The organism is Streptomyces mauvecolor, assembly GCF_039532965.1.
Classification (GTDB): domain Bacteria; phylum Actinomycetota; class Actinomycetes; order Streptomycetales; family Streptomycetaceae; genus Streptomyces; species Streptomyces violascens.
In genome coordinates this window covers 16706-35375 of the sequence record NZ_BAAASQ010000001.1, presented here as the reverse complement: position 1 = coordinate 35375, position 18670 = coordinate 16706, and the positions used below count along the sequence as shown (strand labels likewise).

Below are 18670 nucleotides of genomic sequence, written 5' to 3'. Positions count from 1 at the left end.
CTCGCTCGCGGATAGCTGCCTCATGGAGTGATCTTCGTAGCGGGCTGCGCCGGCCGAAGTCGAGCCGTGCGTGCACCGGTTCACCCCGGAGTGTGAAAACCGCGTTTATCGCACCGCCCATCTACGGGCAGCGGATTCCGGGCAGCGGGCAGCGTTGTCAGTGCCTGCCTCTACTCTCTGTCACGGTTCGCTACAGAGGGTGGCGAAACGGATGGGAAAGGGTTCTGCATGAGCACGGTTGACCTCCAGGAGATGGTGGATGCCCTTCCCGGCTGGGCGGAAGAAGCAGGGCTCGTTGTGGTCGAAGCAGGCCCGGAGCCGGACGGGCTGACTGTTCTGATCAGGGACCACACCATGGACCCCCAGGACTTTCTGCGCCTCGCGCAGCACGCGGGGGCCTGCTTCCTCTACCGGGAGACGGACTGCTTCGACGCCGAGGCCTTTCCCGGTGTCGCCATGAGCGACGAGGAGCTGGGACTCCTGGAGAAGCCCAACCGCAGGCGAGTGAAAGACCTGCAGCGTACGGCCCGTTCCCATGACGGCGAGCTCGCGGGGGTGGACCTGTGTTTTGTGCGGGAAGGCGTGGCGCACTACTGGGTGTCGGAGGCGCCGTGGAGCAGTGCCCTCGATGCCGCCTGGGCGGAGTTCAAGGAACAGCGGCGCCTTGAAGAGGAGGCGCGGGAGAGCAACAAGGCCGCCCGTCTCCAGGAGGAAGCCGAGCGTCTGGCAGCGCAGTTGACGGACCTGCCCGCGTTCCGGTCGGAGACCCGGTACGCGGCCTGGGAGGAGATCGCGCACACGCTCATGCCGGAGCCGGACACTGACGAAGAAGAAGCCCGTGCCGCTCACGGCTTCGTCATCAGGAGCGCCATTCGGGACGCGTCCCAGGTCGTTGAGCGGGAGAGCCGACGCGTGTACGCCTCCTACCGCAGCGACCTGGAGGCGCTGGCCCGCGAGATCGCGGACGACGGGCTCCTGGCAGGCGCCTCGACGAAGGAAGTGCGCCGGATCCGTATCCAGGACTTCCTGATCGGGAAGTCCGGTGGCTACGGCCCGCCCAAGACGCTGGTGGACCTGCTGTTGGACCGACCGGAACTTGATCCCAAGCGGCGCCGCGCGATGGCCGGGGCAGACGGCCTCTTTGCGCTGAATTGATTCAAGGAGCGGTATCGGGTCTCGCACCTGCCGTCATCGCGCATACCGGCGCCAGCCGCCTACGAGATGACGGAGCAAGCCGTGCGTACGAGCTGCCCATCACCGCCTCCGCCGCACGGGCGCACGTGGATGAGTGGATGAACAGCGCCATCGCAAGTCTGACTGTCAGTGCCTGCTGCCACGATGGCTCACGTGTTCGCCCGTGGGGCGGACTTGATCTTGGTTAAGGGGCTGTCGGTGAAGAACTACAAGCTGGTGTGGCGGGAGCAGGGCAGCCAGATGGTGCGGACGTCGGTGGTGTCCTACTCGCTGGGTGCGGCCGAGGGCGCGCAGAGGAGGCTCCAGGCCGAGAGAGCTGTGGTCCGCATCGTCGAGGTCCCCTTCGGCGAGGATGTCCCTGCGGCCGTGCTGAAGGACATGCACGCGGACGGCGCCCCGGCGGCGGCCTGACCCGTCCATCGGCCGGGCAGCACCCCCCGCAGGCCGGAGCACGCACAGGGCCGGGAACCCTCTCGGGGTTCCCGGCCCTGTGCCGTGGAGTAGCGGGGACAGGATTTGAACCTGCGACCTCTGGGTTATGAGCCCAGCGAGCTACCGAGCTGCTCCACCCCGCGTCGGTGCTCGTAACCCTACGCCATCCATGGCACCGTCCCCGCCCGGGAGAGTGTCGTTTCCGGCCGGGGACGGCATCCGTCCGGCCAGCATGTGCCGGGTGGCGGTCCGCAGCATAGGCTGAGTCTGACCAGGGGGTTCGGGAGGTTTCCTATGCCTCATGCCGTTTGGTCTGGTGCGATCAGTTTTGGGCTAGTTTCGATCCCGTGCCGGGTCCTGGCCGCGACGGAAAATCACAACATCAACTTCCGGCAGGTCCACCTGGCGGACATGGGCCGGGTCCGTACCCGGAAGGTGTGCGAGATCGACGGCCAGGAGCTGGGCGCCGACGAGATCGGCAAGGGCTACGAGCTGTCCAAGGACACCATCGTCCAGCTCACCGATGCGGAACTGGACGCGATGCCGCTGCCCACGGCGAAGGCGATCGACATCGTCGCCTTCGTGACCGCGGACAGCATCGACCCGGTCCGGGTGGGCGACGGCTACTACCTCCAGGCCGACGGCCAAGTAGCAGCCAAACCGTACAAGCTGCTGCGCATGGCTTTGGAGCGCAGCTCGAAGGTCGCCGTCGCCAAGTTCGCCTGGCACAACCGGGAACGCCTCGGGCTGCTCCGGGTCAAGGGCGACGTGATCGTCCTGCACGCGATGAAATGGGACGACGAACTCCGCTCCCCGGCCGAGCTCACCCCGCGCGAAGTCGACCTGAGCGACGACGAGATCGAGGCGGCGATCCAGCTCCTGGAAACCATGGCACAGGACGGGATCGGCCACTTGAGCGACCACTACCGTGAAGCGGTCGAGGAGATGCTCGCGGCGAAGGCCGAGCACCGCAAGCCGGCCCCGGTCGCGGGCGAGACTCCCGAGCCGGCCGGACAGGTCGTCGACCTCATGGCCGCCCTCAACGCCTCGGTCGAGGCGGCCAGGACCGCGCGCGGCGAGAACACCGAAAACGCCGTCGTCCACGACCTCCCGAAGAAGCGCGCGGCGAAGACCGCAGCCGACAAGACCCCGGCAAAGAAGACGACCGCCAGGAAGGCCGCAGCGAAGAAGACGGCCACCAAAAAGTCGACCGGCCGCAAGCCGCGCTCCGCGTAGGGCTCTGTGAGCGCACCTGGCATGCGGGGGAGAAACCTGCCGTGCCGTGGATGCCATTGGAGCCGACCTTGTGGATGAGCGTCGGCCTGTCGCGCTGCAACCGGTGTGCATGTTCCGTAGTGTGGGCGGTCCCCGCGGTTGTGTTGCGGGGATGAACGCCATTCGGACTCGTGACCGTTGGGCTTCACCTACCCGCATACGCGGGATGACGACCGATCAGGGGACAGCTCTGTCCTCAGGCACGTGACGGCAAAGGCCCTCCAACGCCGCAGGTGGGAAAGTATCTGACCCCCGCGCTGCGGGATGAACGGCTCATCGCCATGTGCACCACGCTGAACATGTCATCTGACCCCGCGCTTCGGGATGAACCGATGGCGCGGATGATCTGGTTGGCGCGCTGCTGGTCTGACCCTCGCGCCGCGGGATGAACGGTAGACGACCCGCGCACCGAACGTTGCGGCGACGTCTCGCCCCCGCGCCGCGGGATGAACCGTTCGAACGGATCCACGACGGCCCACGTGCCAAGGCTGCCCCCGCGCCGCAGGATGAACGGTCGTGTAACCCAACGTGGACGTGACCGCCGGTCTCTGACCCCCGCGCCGCCGGATGAACGGTCGTCGCCCATGTCCGGGGTTTCGATCGCCTGATCTGACCCCCGCGCTGCGGGATGAACGGGCGTGGGAGCTGTACTGGTCGCGTTAAGCAGGGAGTTGCCACCGCGCAGCGACGCGAATGGGAGCAGTTCTGACGTTGCAGGGGTTCGTCGGCATGTCGTGGGCCCTGTTGGAGGTTGGGTTCCGTAGCGTGGCTAGTCTCCGCGCAGCTTGTGCGGGGATGAACGCCATTCGGACTCGTGGCCGTTGGGCTTCACCTACCCGCAGACGCGGGATGACGACCGACCAGGGGATAGCTGTGCCCTTAGGGCACGTGACGGCAAAGACCCTCCAAAACCGCAGGCGGGGAAGTGTCCGACCCCCGCGCCGCGGGATGAACGGAAGCCTCGTAACGACAGCTTGGCGCACTGGCTGTCCGACCCCCGCGCCGCGGGATGAACGGCAGTGGACGCGGGAGTTCCGCCAGCTCTACCCGTCCGACCCCCGCGCCGCGGGATGAACGGAACCTCATGCGCAGGCAGCCGCGCCACGATGTGTCCGACCCCCGCGCCGCGGGATGAACGGGTCACCGACACGCTCGCGGCGTTCCTCCAGACGTCCGACCCCCGCGCCGCGGGATGAACGGCAGCAGCAGAAACAGCAGACTTACATGCAGATGTCTGACCCCCGCGCCGCGGGATGAACGTTCGAGCCGGTGGCGGAGCATGGCGGCGGCGTCGTCTGACCCCTGCGCGCGGGATGAACGGGAGTCTGTACGGATTCGCGCCCACGAGGACACGTCTGCACCCGCGCCGAGGGATGAACCGTCCTTTTCCACGTACGCGAAGGAACTGGTCATCCATGACCCCCGCGCCGCGGGATGAACCGACGGGGAGGCCGTTCAGCATCTCGTGCGCGTTGTCTGACCCCCGCGCCGCAGATGAACCGCTGGTCCTGTACGGCACGGAGGGGCCCGTCGTGCCTGATCCCCGCGCCGCGGGATGAACGGTGCTCCGTGTAGGTGCGTCCGATGCGCATCAGGTCTGACCCCTGTGCCGCGGGATGAACCGTCGAACGGCATCCGGTACTACCCGGGGCTGGGTCTGCCTCCCCCGCGCTGCGGGATGAACGTTCGAATGCGGCCGTCGTTCGGTACGCCATGAGGCCTGACCCCCGCCCCGCTGGATGAACCGGTAGCCGCCGTGACGCGGTGCGCGGCCGCTGTGCCGACCCCCGCGCCGCGGGATGAACCGAGCAGACGACAGAACGCGGCGGTCGATACCTCCTCTGACGCCCGTGCCGCGGGATGAACGGCACGCGTCGGCGGCGTCCTCGGCGTCTGACCCCGCGTCGCGGGATGAACGGCAGTACTCGATCGTGTTCGCGGCGAGCACCGTGTCCGACCCCCGCGCCGCGGGATGAACGGCGGTGGTCGAGCAGCGGGGCCGGGCCGTACAGGTCTGACCCCCGCGCCGCGGGATGAACGGCAGGTCCAGGCCGAAGAGCGTCCAGCCACGCCGTCTGACCCTCGCGCCGCTGGATGAACCGGTGCACGAGCGATGGCCCGTCATGGCCCGTCTGAGCGGTGAACGGGACTGGGTAGCGGCCACGTTCACCGCTGAGGCGTCTTGCCTGTGTGCAGCGGGATGACTGACGCGGCGTCTGGCGTCAGTTGGGCCTCGCGGAGGCCTGGCAGTGGGGCTAGCGGGGGCGTTGGTTGTTGGCGGCTTGGTGGAGTCGGTGTAGCAGGAGGCGGCAGTTGGTGGTGGCGTTGTAGAGGCTGCTGAGGCGGGGGTAGCGGTAGGAGTGGTGGTGGGTGGACCACAGGCCGGTCCAGGTGGCGAGGGGGGTTATGGCATCTTCCCAGTGGCTGGCGGTGAGCCAGGTGTGTGCCGGGGCGGGGTTGTTGTAGTGCCGGTGGAGTTCGCGGGTGATGACGTCGTGGTCGTAGCGGATGTTGTAGGCGAGCAGGTGGCGTCCGTGGAAGAGCTGGGTGAGGGCGGGCAGGAGGTCGCTGAAGAGGGGTGCGTGCTGGGTGTTGTCGCGGGTGAGGCCGTGCAGGGTGCTGGCTTCGGGTTCGAAGTCGGCTTGGGGGTTGAGGAGTTCGTCGAGGACGAGGGTGCCGTCGGGTTCCAGGGCGGCGATCTGGACTGCGTAGGGCTGGTGGAGGCCGGTGGTCTGGATGTCGATGAGGAGCAGGGCGGGGTTGTTGAGGAGCCGGCGCGCCCAGGCCGTGGCCTGGGCGCGGTCGGTGGGCCAGGAGGCGGGGCGGCGCAGGGTGCGTACGGCGTTCGCGAAGGTGGTGTGGCGTTCGCCGGTGGCCTGGACGTGCCAGAGGCCGTCGGTGTCGCGGGCGTGGAGGGTGCCGAGGCAGTCGTGGGAGCGGTAGCGGCCGGGGGGATAGATGCCCCAGGTGGGGCGGTCGGTGTCGATGGGGCGGATGCACTCGATGGGGACGTTGTCGACGGTGGTGGTGAAGATGTCGTCCCAGTGCTGGGGGTCGGGGTGGGTTGGTCCGGCGGGGAGGGGGTGGGGAGTGGTCGGGTTCATGGCGGTGTGGGGTCGGGGTTGGGGACGGGAGCGAACGGGTGTCAGGGGGTGGAGAGTTCGGGTTGGCCGGTCTGCTGTCGGGGGGCCGGGGCGGTGGGGGCGGTGACGGGCTGGGCGAGGAGGAGGCCGCAGCCGTAGGCGCGGGAGCGGCCCATGCCGCGGCGGAGGGTCTCGGCGAAGGACTCCGGGTGGGTGACGGTGAGCCGGCCGCGGATTTCTGCCCGGTGGACGCGCATGCCGAGGTGTGCCGACTGGCTGGCCAGGGTGGGCAGGATCCGGGCGGTGAGGGTGGTGGGGTCGGTGTTCGCGCCGAGCGGGGCGAAGGCGCCCTGGCTCTGGGTGTCGTGGGGCTGCAGGCGGGCGGTGAACCATTCCAGCGTGCGGGCCACGGTGGGGGTCCTCGGGTCCAGGCGCTGGCGGGTACCCGGGGCCGTCGTGGTGCGTGGGGCGTAGCGGTGGGGGTTGATGACGGTGCGGAACTGGAAGGTCTGGCCGTTCTTGATGGTGAGATCGACGGCTCGGGTGACGGGCGGCCGGATGCGGGCGGTCCGGGGCAGGCTGCTCCAGTCCCCGGGTACGCGGGACTGCACGATGAGGGTGACGGTGTTGCTCTGCAGGTTGGTGACGTAGGTGTGCAGGATGCGCATCTGGGCGCGGGCGTCGGGCGCACCGTCCTCGACCCAGTGACGGAAGGCCCGCATGACCAGGCGGTGCATGTCGTGGGGGTCCAGGACGGCCAGGGAGACGTCGGGGTGCTCCAGGGCGAGTTCGCACAGGGTGTGGTGGGCGATGAATCGGGCCGGGGCCGACGGGCGGGTCATGCGGGGGCTCCTGCGGGCGGGGTGAGAAGGGTGCGCTGTTCCCAGCGGGGCTGGTGGGTGCGGTGGCGTGAGGAGAAGCTGACGGGCTGGTCGTTCTGGGGAACGGACCCCTTGGTGTGCGGGGGGACTTCGAACCAGGCCGCGCAGGCGGAGGCGGCGGGGCGGGGCAGCAGCGGGGTGGTGGCCAGGACGTCCTCGAGGGGGCCGGGGCGGATGCCCGCGTTGACCGGGTGGCTGGGGGCGCAGCTGCGCCGGCCGAGGCCGAGGAGGCGCCGTGGGGCGTCCAGGCGGGAGGCGAGGCGGGCCAGCAGGCGCCGGTCGCTGCTTTCGACTCCGGCGAGGAAGGCACCGTCGGCGATGTACCAGCGGCGGGTGATCTGCGGGTAGCGGTCTTTGCTGCCTGCTTGGAGTTCTCCGCTGGCGGGATGGGGGGCGATGTTCTTGGGGGCGCCGTACCAGCCCTCGATGCTGCTGCCGGCGTCGCGGGTGAAGGTGGGTCCGGTGGCCTCGTTCAGGGCGGTGGCGGCGAGTTGGGCGCGTGCCGGGTCGAGGATCACATCGCGTGGTCGCAGGGGATAGCGGCCGCCGCCGGCGGTCTGGAAGTCCTCGATGAGCTGGCCGGGCCGGTCGGCGCGCACCCCGAAGCGGAGTTCGGCCAGGGTGGCCAGCGGCAGGTAGTCGCCGTGGTCTCCGTCGGCTTCGTCGCGGTCGTGGCCGTCGGCCGCGGCCAGGAGGCCGATGACGCCGCTCTTGGTCGGGCGGGGGAGGCTGTCGCGGGCGTTGAACCGCGAGAGGCCTCCCCATGTCTGCAGGACGCCTTCCAGGCGCAGGAGCAGGGTGTAGGTGCTCATGCGGGCACCGCGGCGACGTCGGCGGTGGCGTCGGTGAGCTGGTCGGGCCGGTCGACCTCGCGGGGCTGGAGCCGTCCGGCGGCGCGCAGTTCGTCGAGGAGTTCGGTGATGGCCAGGTCGTAGGTGAGGACCGCTCCGGGTTCCAGCGCGCACTTGCGGGAGATGAGGGCGTGCTGGTTCAGGAGGCGCCGGGTGGCCTCGATGCTGGCGACGGTGGTGTTCTCGTTGATGGCGTCCTCGAAGCAGGTGACGTAGTTGTGCTGGCGGTCGCTGCTGTGGGCGAGAACGAGCTTGGGCAGCGTTCCGGGGGCGGCGGTGGTGGTCTTCTTGGCCTCGGGCACGGCGTTGCAGAAGGCGTCCATGTAGGCGGCCTCGGCGGCCCGGGCCGCCTGCTCGGCCTTGTCTGCTTCCATGCCGGCCCGGCGCAGGTTCACTCGCAGCTGGTAGCGGTCCAGGACGGCGTGCGCGTAGAAGGTGCCGCTGACGAAGTGCTGGTAGCCGGTCATGCCGGCGCCCTGGTGGTCCCCGCTGCTGCCGTCGGCGGGGAACGGGTCGATCGCCTCCAGGAAGTCCAGCGTGCTCAGGTCGGCGGGCGGGGTGGCCCGCTGCCGGGCGAGCTTGGCATCGTCGGCAGCACTGAAGAAGTCTTCCGTGCCGGCGGCCCGGCCGACGGTGATCGCGGGCATGTTCTGCAGGGCTCCGTCGACATTGGGACTGTGGTTCACCTCGGCGAGGAAGCGGCCGAACAGGGCGATGTCGATGGCGTCGGCCGGGGCGAGAGCCAAAAGCATCTTCTTACGGAGCTCGGCGGGCAGCGCCGGCAACTCCTTGGACTCAGCCGCCTCCGCGTCTTGCGCTGCCTCCTCGGCGGCCGCGGGCTGCTCCTCCTCGGCAGCCGCGGCCTTCTTCTTGCCCTTGGACTTGTTCTTCTTGCTCTCCTCCTGGCGGGTGCGGGCGGACGCGACATCGGACATCCAGGCCCGGACGGCTTCGGCGTGCTCGTTGAGGGCTGCGGCCAGCTGGGTGGCGGCCGACTCCGGAGCGAAGATCATGACTTTGGTGAGGTCGGCGGTGGAGCCCTTGGTGCCGAAGGAGATGTTCAGGCCCTGCAGCGCGGTGCGGGCAGTCAGCGCGGCCTCTTCCTCCTTCCACTTGTGCTGGGACTTGAGGGCCGCGGCGGTCAGGCGCGCCCATTCGCGGGTGCGGCATCCGAAGGCGTAGTCGGCCAGCGGTCCCCGGCCGGTGTTGGCCTGGTCGCGCATATGGGTGCGGTCCGCACGGCGCTGTGTCTGCGGCGACAGCATGGTGCGCCGCGCGGTGCCGAACGGGGTCTCCTTGGGACGCCCGTCGGCGTCGCGTACGAGGAGGACACTGTTGACGGTGAGCAGCTTGTGGAGGTTGAGGTAGCGGTTCATGCGGTGGCTCCTTGCCAGGTGCGGGAGTGGGTGAAGGGCAGGTGGTCGGCCCAGGGGGTGTGGGTGGTGTGGAGCTGGGACCGGCGGGGCGGGGAGCGGCCCTGCGGGCGCGGCTGGTCGATGACGGTCTGCAGGGCGGTGGCGGGCAGCGCGTGGGCGCCGGTCACCGGGGCGGATCGGGCAGAGATCTGAGGGCTTGCGCGGTCATGTGCCCCCACGCCGGGGTGCGGTGTCCGAAGGCGTAGGCAGCCGGCGGTCCTGGGCTGGTGGTGGGCTGTTCCCGCAGCGCGGCGCGAACCACGCGGCGCTGCACGTGCGCGGACAGCATCATGCGCCGCGCGTGGCCGAACGGGGTGTTCACGTGGCGGCTCCTTGCCGGGCGCGGGAGTTGGGAGTGTAGAAGCTCTCGGCCCACAGGTCCTGGGTGATCTCCTCGGGGTGGTCCCAGACGGACAGGTCACGGGCGAGCTGGGACCAGCTGGGCGGGAAGCGGCCATCCGTGCGCAGCCGGTCGATGACGCTCTGCAGGGCGGTGACGGGCAGTTCGTGGGCGCCGGTCACCCGGTCGAACAGCCGCTTGATGCCAGGGTCCTTGGGACCCCGGCCCGCCGGTGTGCCCAGGCCGCGCAGGACCGTGCCCACGTCGCCGCTTCCGTACAGGCGGACCGGCTCGCGCCAGGGCAGGCCCTGGTGGTAGCGGGCGAAGAGGTGCGCGGTGAGGTTGTAGGCGGGGCGTGCCTCGCGGGTGGGGGCGAAGTCTGCGGCCACCATGCGCGCCTCACGGTCGTCCACGCGCCGGCGCAGCATGCCGAGCATGCCCTGGTCGGCGGTGCGGACCAGGCCGGCGAGCCAGTGCGCGAACATCTGGGGGCTGGGGCGGGGCGGTTCGCTGGTGTCGCCGGCCCCGGTGGCCGCAGCGGTGGAGGCGAGGACGGCAGGCGCGGGCGGCGGAAAGGGCAGAGTCATGGCGGCGTCCTTGAGTTCGGGCGGTGTGGTGCGGGCGGTGAGTTCGCGTTCCAGGCGGGCCGCGGCGAGCACCCGGGCCTGGCGGGCGGCGGGGGAGCGGGGCAGCATGCGCAGACGGCTGGTGAGGGCGGAGCGGGCCACGCCGACCAGGCGGGCGGCGTAGGCGGCGCGGAGCTCGGCCTCGGGCACGGTGGCGTCGGCGATGGCGGCGAGCAGGGTGTGGAAGGGCTCCTCGAACTGGGCCCACACATCGCCGCCGGGGTGGAAGCGGCGCAGCAGCCGGGGCCGGTCTTCGGGGCGGGCGTTGGGGTAGATGAGGTCGCGGGCGGTGACGGCGGCCCGCTGCAGCGCCTTGTCCACGAAGGTGGCCCAGGCCGCGCCGTCGGTCGCGGCGCGCAGCAGCGGCAGGTGGAGTGCGCCGTGGAAGGGGAAGGTGTCGCTGACCCAGTCGAGCGGCTTGCGTTGGTCGGCCAGCAGCCCCACCGTCCACAGCTGCACCGGCCGGTCCAGGGTGAGGAGCCGGCTGAACAGGTCGCTGTCCTTGGTGTTGGGCAGCGCGGCCGCGTACAGGGCGTGGGACTGGTGCCACAGCGCCCGGGTCGCGCTGGGAGCCAGCGGCCGCTTGCCGTCCAGGGGGACGTCCTGGAGCCATTTCTGGCCTAGCTCCCGCAGCAGTTCACCCGCGCCCATCAGCATCTTCGTGACGACGATGTCGCCCTGGTCGGTGACGGCGGGCTGCAGCAGGATGGAGCGGCCCAGCACGCTGTACAGGTCGGCGGGTCCGTCGACGCCGCGGCCGGCCTTGTCGGCGGCGTCGCCGGTGAAGGTGCGCCGCGTCTTGCCGTCGGTCCAGGAGTAGTTGAAGGTGCCGGGCTCGGTGGTGGGCTGAAGGTTCAGCCGCAGCGTGTCCGCACAGTTCTTCCCGAGGGCCAGGGTGTGCACCCGGCTGGTGAGCCGGCCGACCGCGCCGTAGGTGAAGGCTTTGCCCAGCCAGTCGGTCTTGGCGCGGACGCGTCCGCCGAGCCCGTAGTGGTGCTGGGTGAGCATCGCCTGCACCGCGGCACCCAGCGGCAGTGGCTCCGGATCGTGCAGGTGGACGTGGTCGGCGAGCTGGGCCCCGTCCGCGGTGCGTTCCATGACCAACTGCGCGGTGCCGTAGCCGTGTTCGTGCAGGTGTTTGCGGAGCAGGGCGTTCTGCCCGAACGGTGGCCGCTCGGGATCGAAGAGCCGGAAGCGGCCGTCGTCGAAAGGAGGTTCACGCAGCCGCCGGGCGACCTCGCTCAGATCGTGCCCGTCGTTGACCCACCGCTCCCACTCGCCGGGGTTGCGGGGGTGGATGCCGGTGGCGTAGCAGAGCCCGAGCAGCAGTTGCCACTGCGCGACCCCGGCGCCCGGCGAGTTGTAGGCGAGTGCGGGCAGATCCTCGGCCTGCTCGAAGAACTCCAGCGGCGTCAACCACCCCAACGTCGGGGGTTTTGCCTGGTCAGAGCCGATTGTCAGTGCCGTGATGCAGGATACGTGCCGCAAGTCACAGCGAACCAGATCATTACTAACTTTAGATGATGAAAGGGATGTGGTCATGAGTCGGAATGATTGCCACAACGACACGATCCGCAGAACACCACCTGCCGACGTGTCGCGGCTTTCACTCATCTGGCGCTGGATCTGGGGCAAGACCGACCTCAACGGGATCAGCCGCGCCCGCGGCGGCCCGGCCTGGAACCCCCTGCTCGCCCACTGCCTCGACACCGCCGCCGTCACCGGCGCGCTCTTCGACTGCTACCTCGCCGCCAACGTCCGCGCCCGCCTCGCCGACGCCTTCGGCGGCGGCTGCGCCGCCACCGCCCGCCGCGTGCTCATGTTCCTGGCCGCTCTGCACGACATGCCCGGCAAGGTCCAGCCCGCCATGCAGCGCCGCTTCCCCGACGGAACCGACCGCAACGACCCCGAGCTGACCGCGGCCGGCCGGCAATGGGCACGCACCATCGAGTCATTCGGCCTCAGCCTCAACCACTGGCACGCCGACGTCCCCCACGCCCACGTCACCGCCTACTACCTGCCCGGCCTCCTGGGCTGCCGCTGTAAGCGCTGCATCAACGCTCTGCCCGGCACGCCCGGCACGCCCACGGCCCGCCACGAAGGCCTGCACACCCTGGCCCACCTGCTCGGCGGCCACCACGGCCACATCCCCGAAGCCTCCCGCGTCCTGCGCGCCGACTGCGCCCTGCCCCCGATCTGGCACGACCTCCACGCCGGCCTGCGCGACGAACTCGCCCGCCTGATCGGCATCGACCTGGACACCCTGCCCGACCTCATCAACCCCCAACGGCCCGCCGTACTCGTGCTGATGGCCGGCCTCGTCGTCCACAGCGACTGGATCGCCTCCGACGAAAGCCGCTTCACCTACCGCACCCCAGACACCAGCCCCGACCAGTGGTGGCACGACGCCCAGGACCAGGCGGCCACCGCCATCCGCGAACTCCGCCTCACCCGCTGGGACCCGCCCCCGGCGACCTGGCGCCGGATGCTGCCCGCCACCCCCAGGCCCCGCCCCGCCCAGCAGGCCGTCATCGACGCCGCCCCCACCGGCCCCGTCATGGCTGTCATCGAGTCCAACACCGGATCCGGCAAGACCGAGAATGCCCTGTGGCTCGCCCACCACCTCGCCCGCACCTGCGGCTACCACGGCTTCTACCTCGCCCAGGCCAACCGTGCCGCCAGCGAACAACAGACCCACCGCGCCGCCGAATTCCTCGCCACCACCCTCGGCGGCCGGCGCCAGGCCAACCTCGCCCTCGTCCACGGCACCGCCAGCGCGGCCGCGGTCACCCAAGAACTCCTCGACGCCGCCGCCGGACCCGCAACCCTCGCCGACCTCATCAACCTCACCGACTGCGACGACCCCCAGGGGCGTGCCGTCCTGGACGCCTGGTTCCTCGCCCACGGGCGCGGACTCCTGTCCCCCTTCGGTGTCGGCACCGTCGACCAGATCGCCCTCGCCGCCCAGCGCTCACGCCACTGGTTCCTGCGCCTGTACGGCCTCGCCAACAAAACCGTCATCATCGACGAAGCCCACGCCTACGCCCTGTTCCAGCAAGAACTCCTGGGCGCCGCCATCTCCTGGCTCGCCGACGCCGGCGCCAGCATCATCATCCTGTCGGCCACCCTCACCGACACCATCCGCCAGCCCCTCATCGACGCCTGGTGCCAAGGGCACCAGACCACGCCCACCGGCGACACCCCCACCGGCCCCATCACCTTCATCGACACCACCGGCCACACCCGCAGCATCATCCCCAAAACCACACGCGCCCCCAAGCTGCGCACTCGCCTGCTCCTGACCCCCGACCCCGGCCCCCAGCAACTCGCCGAACGGCTCCTCACCCAGCACCCCCACGGCATCACCACCATCGTCCGCAACAAGGTCGAACCCACAGCCGCGCTCTACCAGGCCGCCATTGACGCCGCACACCGCCACGGCTGGCGCCGCCGGGACATCCTCTGCCTCCACGGCCGCTTCTTCGAACGCGACCGCGCCCGCAAACAGGCCAGGGTCCTCAGACTCCTCGGACCCCACCCCGACCCCCAGCACCGCAGCACCACCCGCAACCCGCACCGTCCCGACCGCTTCCTCCTCATCGGCACCCAGGTCCTCGAACAGAGCCTCGACTACTGCGCCGACCACTTCTACACCGACCTCGCCCCCTGGGACCTCGTGGAACAACGCCGCGGCCGCCAATGGCGCCACTGGCTCAACCGTCCCCACCTGCGCCGCCACACCCCGCTCCTGCACGTCCTGTGGACCCCCACAAGCGACGGGCTGCCCGACCCCTCCGGCCCCTACGAGCCCTACCTCCTCGCCGCGACCTGGCACCTCCTCAACCAGCGCATGCCCGCCCGCTCCATCCTGCGGTTGACCACCCCACGCGACACCCACCCCCTCCTGAAAGCCCTCTACGACCTGCCACCCGAAACCGGCAACGACCCCATCCACCACCTGCTCAACACCCTCTACAAGCTCTGGCAGAAGACCCTCGCCGAAGAACAACAGGAGGCCCGAGGCCGCATCCTGCGACCGTTCGGCACCGACGGCACCCCCATCACCGTCGCCGACCTCGCCACCGGCACCAGCCACGGCGACCCCGACGACCCCAACGCCCCCCTCCACCTCACCGCACGCTCCCGCCTCGGCACCCCCACCATCAACGCAGTCGGCCTCTACCAACACCCCGGCAAACCAACCCGCACCTGGGACAGCAAAGGCACCCTGCCCGCCGACCTCACCCCCCACCACACCACCCGCCAACCCGACGAACGCCGCCACCAGAAACGCGAAATCCTCCTCAACACCGTCCGCATCCCCGCCTCCTGGTTCCGCGGCGCAAACGCCCTCCCACCACCCCACACCTGGACCATCAACAACCCCGGAGCCCTCAAAAACCACCCAGCCCTGCTCCTCAACCCCGACGGCCGCCCCGTAGACCCGCGCCTCGCAGACTTGAACTACAGCCCCTATACCGGCCTGTCGCACACCAGAACAGACCAGGACATGCCGTAACGTCGTCATCCCCGCACTCAGTGTGGGGATGAACGCCAGTCGGACTCGTGGCCGTTGGGCTTCACCTACCTGCACTCGCGGGATGATGACCGACCAAGGGACAGCTCTGCTCTTAGGTCATGTGATGGCAAAGGCTCTCCAATGCCGCAGGTGGCGAAGTGTCTGACCCGCGCGCCGCGGGATGAACGGAGGTGATCTCCTCCGCCGTCTTGGCCAGGAGCGTCTGACCCGCGCGCCGCGGGATGAACGGGAGGTGAAGGGGCGCAGGTACCCCCGCACGTCGTCTGACCCGCGCGCCGCGGGATGAACGGACGCGTGCAGGAACGGGTAGATGCCCGCCGCGGTCTGACCCGCGCGCCGCGGGATGAACGCAACCCCCGGAGCACCAGAACGTCGAGGAACAGGTCTGACCCGCGCGCCGCGGGATGAACGGGCGCCATGGGCGCCATGGGCCTCGCGGGAGGCGTCTGCCCCCCCGCCGCGGGATGAAACGGTCATCAAGGAGGTCAAGTAGGCACCGGTCCGGTCTGACCTCCGCGCCGCGGGATAAACGGCAGGCATTGAAGATCGCAGCGGCGACCGGGAAGTTTGCCCCGCGCCGCGGGATGAACCGGTCGACGGCACCAACGCCCGGATCATCGTGCTCTATGCCCCTGCGCCGCGGGATGAACCGGCAACCTCGCTGGCCAACCGCTTCAGCGGCAAGTCTGACCCCCGCGCGGCGGGATGAACGATGGTCACAGACCTGCCGTGGCGACGGCATCGTGTCTGGCCCCCGTGTCGTGGGATTACCAGATCGCGCACCGCATTGCTGGACCTGCCTTGCGCGACCGGCACTGACCAGGGATGAACGAAACAAAGCATCTCGACGGGGGAGTGTGAGCGGTGGTGGAACGGCCCGCCTACAACGGCCTCTAGGTCCAGGTGATGCCGAGTTCGGCGAGTATGCCGCGCTGCGTGTTGGTGAGTTTGCTGCGGCGGGTCTTGGTGTTGGAGATCCAGATGCCGAGTTTCACTTCATGGTGCTCGCCTTGGACGACAACGGGCTCAACATGACTGCGGGGCACGGGATTTCCGGAGCCTTCGCGGCCGATGTACTGGGTGAGAGCGGCGATACCCCGTTCGAACGCGGTCGGTACCGCGGCGGCGGTTGGCCGCGCCGGCACAGCGGCCTGCGGGGGCGCGGGCTGTACGCCGAGGGCGTTGAGGCGTTCTTGCTGTGCGGCGGTGAGTTTGTTCCAGTCGCGCCTCTGTTGGTGGAGCCAGCGGCCGAGGTCGTCGCCGTCGAAGGTCACACCGGGCGCGATCTGGGGAAGGTGGCCGTCGGCTTGGGCGAGGTCGCGCAGGACGGCGTAGTGGCGCTGCCAGTTCAGTGGCCAGGGGCAGTTCCAGTCCGCGTCGATCTCGGCGAGCTGCGCTGCGCGGGTGGCGGCGCGGTGGGGGTCTTTGCCGAGGCCGCCGGGGCGGCGGAGGTTGGCGAGGTCCATGCCGATACGGACGTCCAGCCAGACGGCGTCCTGGCGGGGCGCGAGGTGACCATGGGCGTGGCGGTAGGCGCGCAGGGCAGCGAGTTTGGTCTCCCAGGCTTCGTCGCCGGGCTCCCACACCATCCCCTCGGCCTCCAGCTGCTTGATGCGGTGCGGGTGGAGATCACCGGCGCGGTAGGTGCGGCGCTGCTGCGCAACCCACCGCCCCACCGGGTAGGCGGTGTAGCCGACCTGGACTTCGGCGTCGTACGGCACCGCGTACAGGCCGGTGACGTGGTGTTCGGCGCGCCAGGCGCGTAGGGCGTTCAGGCCTTCGAGCCAGACCAGTGACTGCGGCTGGTAGACCCGCGTGGTGATGAAATCCGCGATCGTCGCTGGATCCCGCGGGGTTGAGAACCGCAGCAGCGCACTCTCGGCGGGCTGCTCCTGGTCTTCGGTGTCGGGGGTGTCGGCGCTGATGATGTGCCCGTCCTCGTCCCGTCGAAGGTGGATTCCCCGGGGGTGGTTGCGGCGGGTCAGGGCGTGGGAGGCGAGCTGTTCGACCAGGCGTTCGTCGTGGGCGCGCAGGCCTTGGAGGACGGCGACCAACGGTTTATAGCTGGCTGAGGCGATCATCGCGTCGGGGCTTTCGCCGGGGGCGAGGAAGACCGGCACGATCAGCCGGGCGAGCTTGGGGGTGCCGTCGGTTGAGGGGCGCAGGGCGCGGCCGATGTTCTGCACGATCTCGACCTGGGAGCCGCGGGTGTCGGCGAAGCAGACCGCCGAGACGCCGACGGCGCCGGTGATGTCGACGCCTTCGCCCAGCACGCGTACGGAGGCGAGCACGGCCCGGTTGACCCGGTGCCCTTCGGGCGCGAGGCCGTTCGCGAACTGGTCCAGGACCGTGCGGCGTTCGGTGACGAGGTGGTCGCCGCACAGCCAGTCGGCCCAGACCCGGTGCGGCGGCATGTGCTGCACCGGGTCGTGGGCGTACAGCGCGGCCGCGGTCTGGGGGAGCTTGGCCGCGAACGCCTTGGCCTCCTCGACCCGGTGATGGAAGGTCATCACGGTGGGCAGGTCATGCCGGGCGGCATGTTCCAGCAGCGCCGCCTGGAGCAGACCGAGACGGTGGCCGCGGACTTCTTCTTCGGTCGCGTCGTCGGTGGGCGGGGCGGGGTCGTGGATTTCCAGGACGTCGATCTCGAACCCGGCGAGGATGCCCCGCTCGATCGCCTCGCCCAGCCCGAGGTTGACGACCTGCGCGCCGTACGTGCCCGCGGGGTCGTCGGTCATGCTCGCGATCTCCATGTCCGCGCGCATGGCGTCGGGCGCGGCGAGGATCCGCGGGGTCGCGGTCAGATACAGGCGGTAGGCGGCGGGGATGCGGGTCTGGTCGTGGATGGCGGCCCACGGGCGGCCCGTGTCGCCGGCGGTGCGGTGGGCCTCGTCGACCACGGCGAGGTCGAACGGCTCCATGGTCTGCCCGTACATCCCTTCACCTCCCTGAAGGGCGTGTTCGATTGGCCCCGGCACCTTCCCCGCCTGTTCCGCCCCGCTGAACAGGTCGTCGGGGTCGTCGCGTTCGACGAGCGAGGCGTAGGTGGCGAGCACGATCACAGGCCCGGTGCCGGCCCACAGGGCGAGCTGGATCGGATGGGTCGTGGCGCGTACCCCGAGCTCCTCCAGGACAGGGTCCCCGGTCAGCGAGCACACGGCGACCATGGGGGAGCGGTGCCCGACCTGGCGCCAGGCCTGCGCGGTCTGCACCAGCAGGTCCAGCGTCGGCACCAGCACCAGGACCCGCCCTCGGGGGAACATGTCCAGCGCGGCCGACGCGGCGGTGAACGTCTTCCCGGATCCGGTCGCCGACACCACCGTGGCCCGCGCCCCCTGTACGGGAGCGGTGGGGTGGGTGGGGAAGCCGAAGGCGTGCAGGATGCGGTGCTTCGCGTCGACCTGATGTTCCCGGAGGCTGATCCCACTCATGCGCGTTGGTGTCCTTTCGCGGCTGGTGCGGTGGCGGGGAGGTTGTTTCTGGTGGTCAGCCGAGGGCTTGGAAGGGGGCTCCGGGCCGGGCGGTGATGCGGTGCCCGAGATAGTGCGCTGCGAGGGCCGGGGTGGCAGGGGCGAGGGTGAAACGCACCAACCGGTTGATGCGCTGGTGCCCGGTGATGACGGCGACGGCCACGACAAAACCGGAGACGTCGGCGACCAGCGCGCCGCCTTGGTAGCGGTCCGGGTTGCAGGACCACAGTCCCGCCCAGGCGTCCTCGATCTGGCTGCTGCTCAGGCCTTGCGCGGCCGCGTCCTGGTGCCAGCCGTGATGGGTGCGCTGGTTGGCGGCGCCGTTGCTGTCCGGCTGCAACGGGCCCAGATGGACGGCCAGGTCCGGGCTGCCCGCCGCGGGGGCGGCCGCGAACGGCCGGGCGGCCAGGTCCAGGACGGCGTCCGGGTCGACACGGCGCTGTCCGCCCGGGGTGGTTTCCACCACGGGTACCAGACCGCAGTCGATCAACTTGTCCATCCGTGCCGGGCTGTTGAGGCCCAGGATTCTGGCCGCGTGACCGGTGGGGAGCGGACCAATCAGG

The 18670-nt window shown here is 70.1% G+C and carries 13 protein-coding genes, 1 tRNA gene and 2 CRISPR repeat arrays; of the genes, 4 read left to right on the top strand and 10 right to left on the bottom strand.

Going from position 1 to position 18670, the window contains the following annotated elements; translation table 11 throughout:
• The first annotated feature begins 228 nt into the window (after positions 1–228).
• The gene (locus ABD346_RS00130) at positions 229–1155 is read left to right on the top strand and encodes a hypothetical protein (RefSeq protein WP_344370350.1); all 927 of its coding nucleotides are present in this window, start codon (positions 229–231) and stop codon (positions 1153–1155) included.
• Between the two features lie 237 nt (positions 1156–1392).
• Positions 1393–1605 (top strand): hypothetical protein, encoded by a 213-nt coding sequence (locus ABD346_RS00125; protein ID WP_344370348.1) that lies wholly within the window; start codon positions 1393–1395, stop codon positions 1603–1605.
• A 90-nt stretch (positions 1606–1695) separates the two neighbouring features.
• Here the strand turns inward: ABD346_RS00125 and ABD346_RS00120 are convergent.
• A tRNA-Met gene (locus ABD346_RS00120) sits at positions 1696–1769 on the bottom strand.
• 151 nt (positions 1770–1920) lie between these two features.
• On the opposite strand from ABD346_RS00120, the gene ku reads away from it, so the two are divergent.
• On the top strand, positions 1921–2862 hold the full coding sequence (gene ku / locus ABD346_RS00115; protein WP_344370346.1) for a non-homologous end joining protein Ku: 942 nt from the start codon (positions 1921–1923) through the stop codon (positions 2860–2862).
• 965 nt (positions 2863–3827) lie between these two features.
• A CRISPR array of direct repeats spans positions 3828–4162; the repeat unit is 29 nt; unit sequence GTCCGACCCCCGCGCCGCGGGATGAACGG.
• A gap of 994 nt (positions 4163–5156) precedes the next feature.
• Here the strand turns inward: ku and ABD346_RS00110 are convergent.
• Genes ABD346_RS00110 through ABD346_RS00080 form a run of 7 tightly spaced genes read right to left on the bottom strand, consistent with a single transcriptional unit; the run spans position 5157 to position 11513 of the window.
• A complete protein-coding gene (locus ABD346_RS00110) occupies positions 5157–6005 on the bottom strand; it encodes a 3'-5' exonuclease (RefSeq protein WP_344370343.1) in 849 nt (282 codons plus the stop codon).
• Positions 6006–6046: 41 nt separating this feature from the next.
• Positions 6047–6826 (bottom strand): type I-E CRISPR-associated protein Cas6/Cse3/CasE, encoded by a 780-nt coding sequence (locus tag ABD346_RS00105; protein WP_344370342.1) that lies wholly within the window; start codon positions 6824–6826, stop codon positions 6047–6049.
• Entirely contained in the window at positions 6823–7677 is an 855-nt protein-coding gene (cas5e, locus tag ABD346_RS00100) for a type I-E CRISPR-associated protein Cas5/CasD (protein WP_344370341.1), read from the bottom strand. The genes ABD346_RS00105 and cas5e overlap by 4 nt, the downstream gene beginning before the upstream one ends.
• The gene (locus ABD346_RS00095; RefSeq protein WP_344370339.1) at positions 7674–9092 is read right to left on the bottom strand and encodes a type I-E CRISPR-associated protein Cas7/Cse4/CasC; all 1419 of its coding nucleotides are present in this window, start codon (positions 9090–9092) and stop codon (positions 7674–7676) included. The genes cas5e and ABD346_RS00095 overlap by 4 nt, the downstream gene beginning before the upstream one ends.
• On the bottom strand, positions 9089–9259 hold the full coding sequence (locus ABD346_RS00090; RefSeq protein ID WP_344370338.1) for a hypothetical protein: 171 nt from the start codon (positions 9257–9259) through the stop codon (positions 9089–9091). The genes ABD346_RS00095 and ABD346_RS00090 overlap by 4 nt, the downstream gene beginning before the upstream one ends.
• Complete coding sequence (locus tag ABD346_RS00085) at positions 9256–9453, bottom strand: hypothetical protein (protein ID WP_344370337.1); 198 nt, start codon at positions 9451–9453, stop codon at positions 9256–9258. Before ABD346_RS00085 ends, ABD346_RS00090 begins: the two co-directional genes overlap by 4 nt.
• On the bottom strand, positions 9450–11513 hold the full coding sequence (locus ABD346_RS00080; protein WP_344370335.1) for a type I-E CRISPR-associated protein Cse1/CasA: 2064 nt from the start codon (positions 11511–11513) through the stop codon (positions 9450–9452). Before ABD346_RS00080 ends, ABD346_RS00085 begins: the two co-directional genes overlap by 4 nt.
• Positions 11514–11637: 124 nt before the next feature.
• Between ABD346_RS00080 and cas3 the strand changes: the two genes are divergently transcribed.
• Positions 11638–14616 (top strand): CRISPR-associated helicase Cas3', encoded by a 2979-nt coding sequence (gene cas3, locus ABD346_RS00075; RefSeq protein ID WP_344370334.1) that lies wholly within the window; start codon positions 11638–11640, stop codon positions 14614–14616.
• A gap of 160 nt (positions 14617–14776) precedes the next feature.
• A CRISPR array of direct repeats spans positions 14777–15048; the repeat unit is 28 nt; unit sequence GTCTGACCCGCGCGCCGCGGGATGAACG.
• A gap of 482 nt (positions 15049–15530) precedes the next feature.
• On the opposite strand, the gene ABD346_RS00070 is transcribed toward cas3, so the two are convergent.
• A complete protein-coding gene (locus ABD346_RS00070) occupies positions 15531–18068 on the bottom strand; it encodes a DEAD/DEAH box helicase (protein ID WP_344370332.1) in 2538 nt (845 codons plus the stop codon).
• 55 nt (positions 18069–18123) lie between these two features.
• Positions 18124–18606 carry a hypothetical protein gene (locus tag ABD346_RS00065; protein ID WP_344370330.1) on the bottom strand — a complete coding sequence of 161 codons (483 nt, stop codon included), beginning with the start codon at positions 18604–18606 and terminating at the stop codon, positions 18124–18126.
• Between the last annotated feature and the right edge of the window lie 64 nt (positions 18607–18670).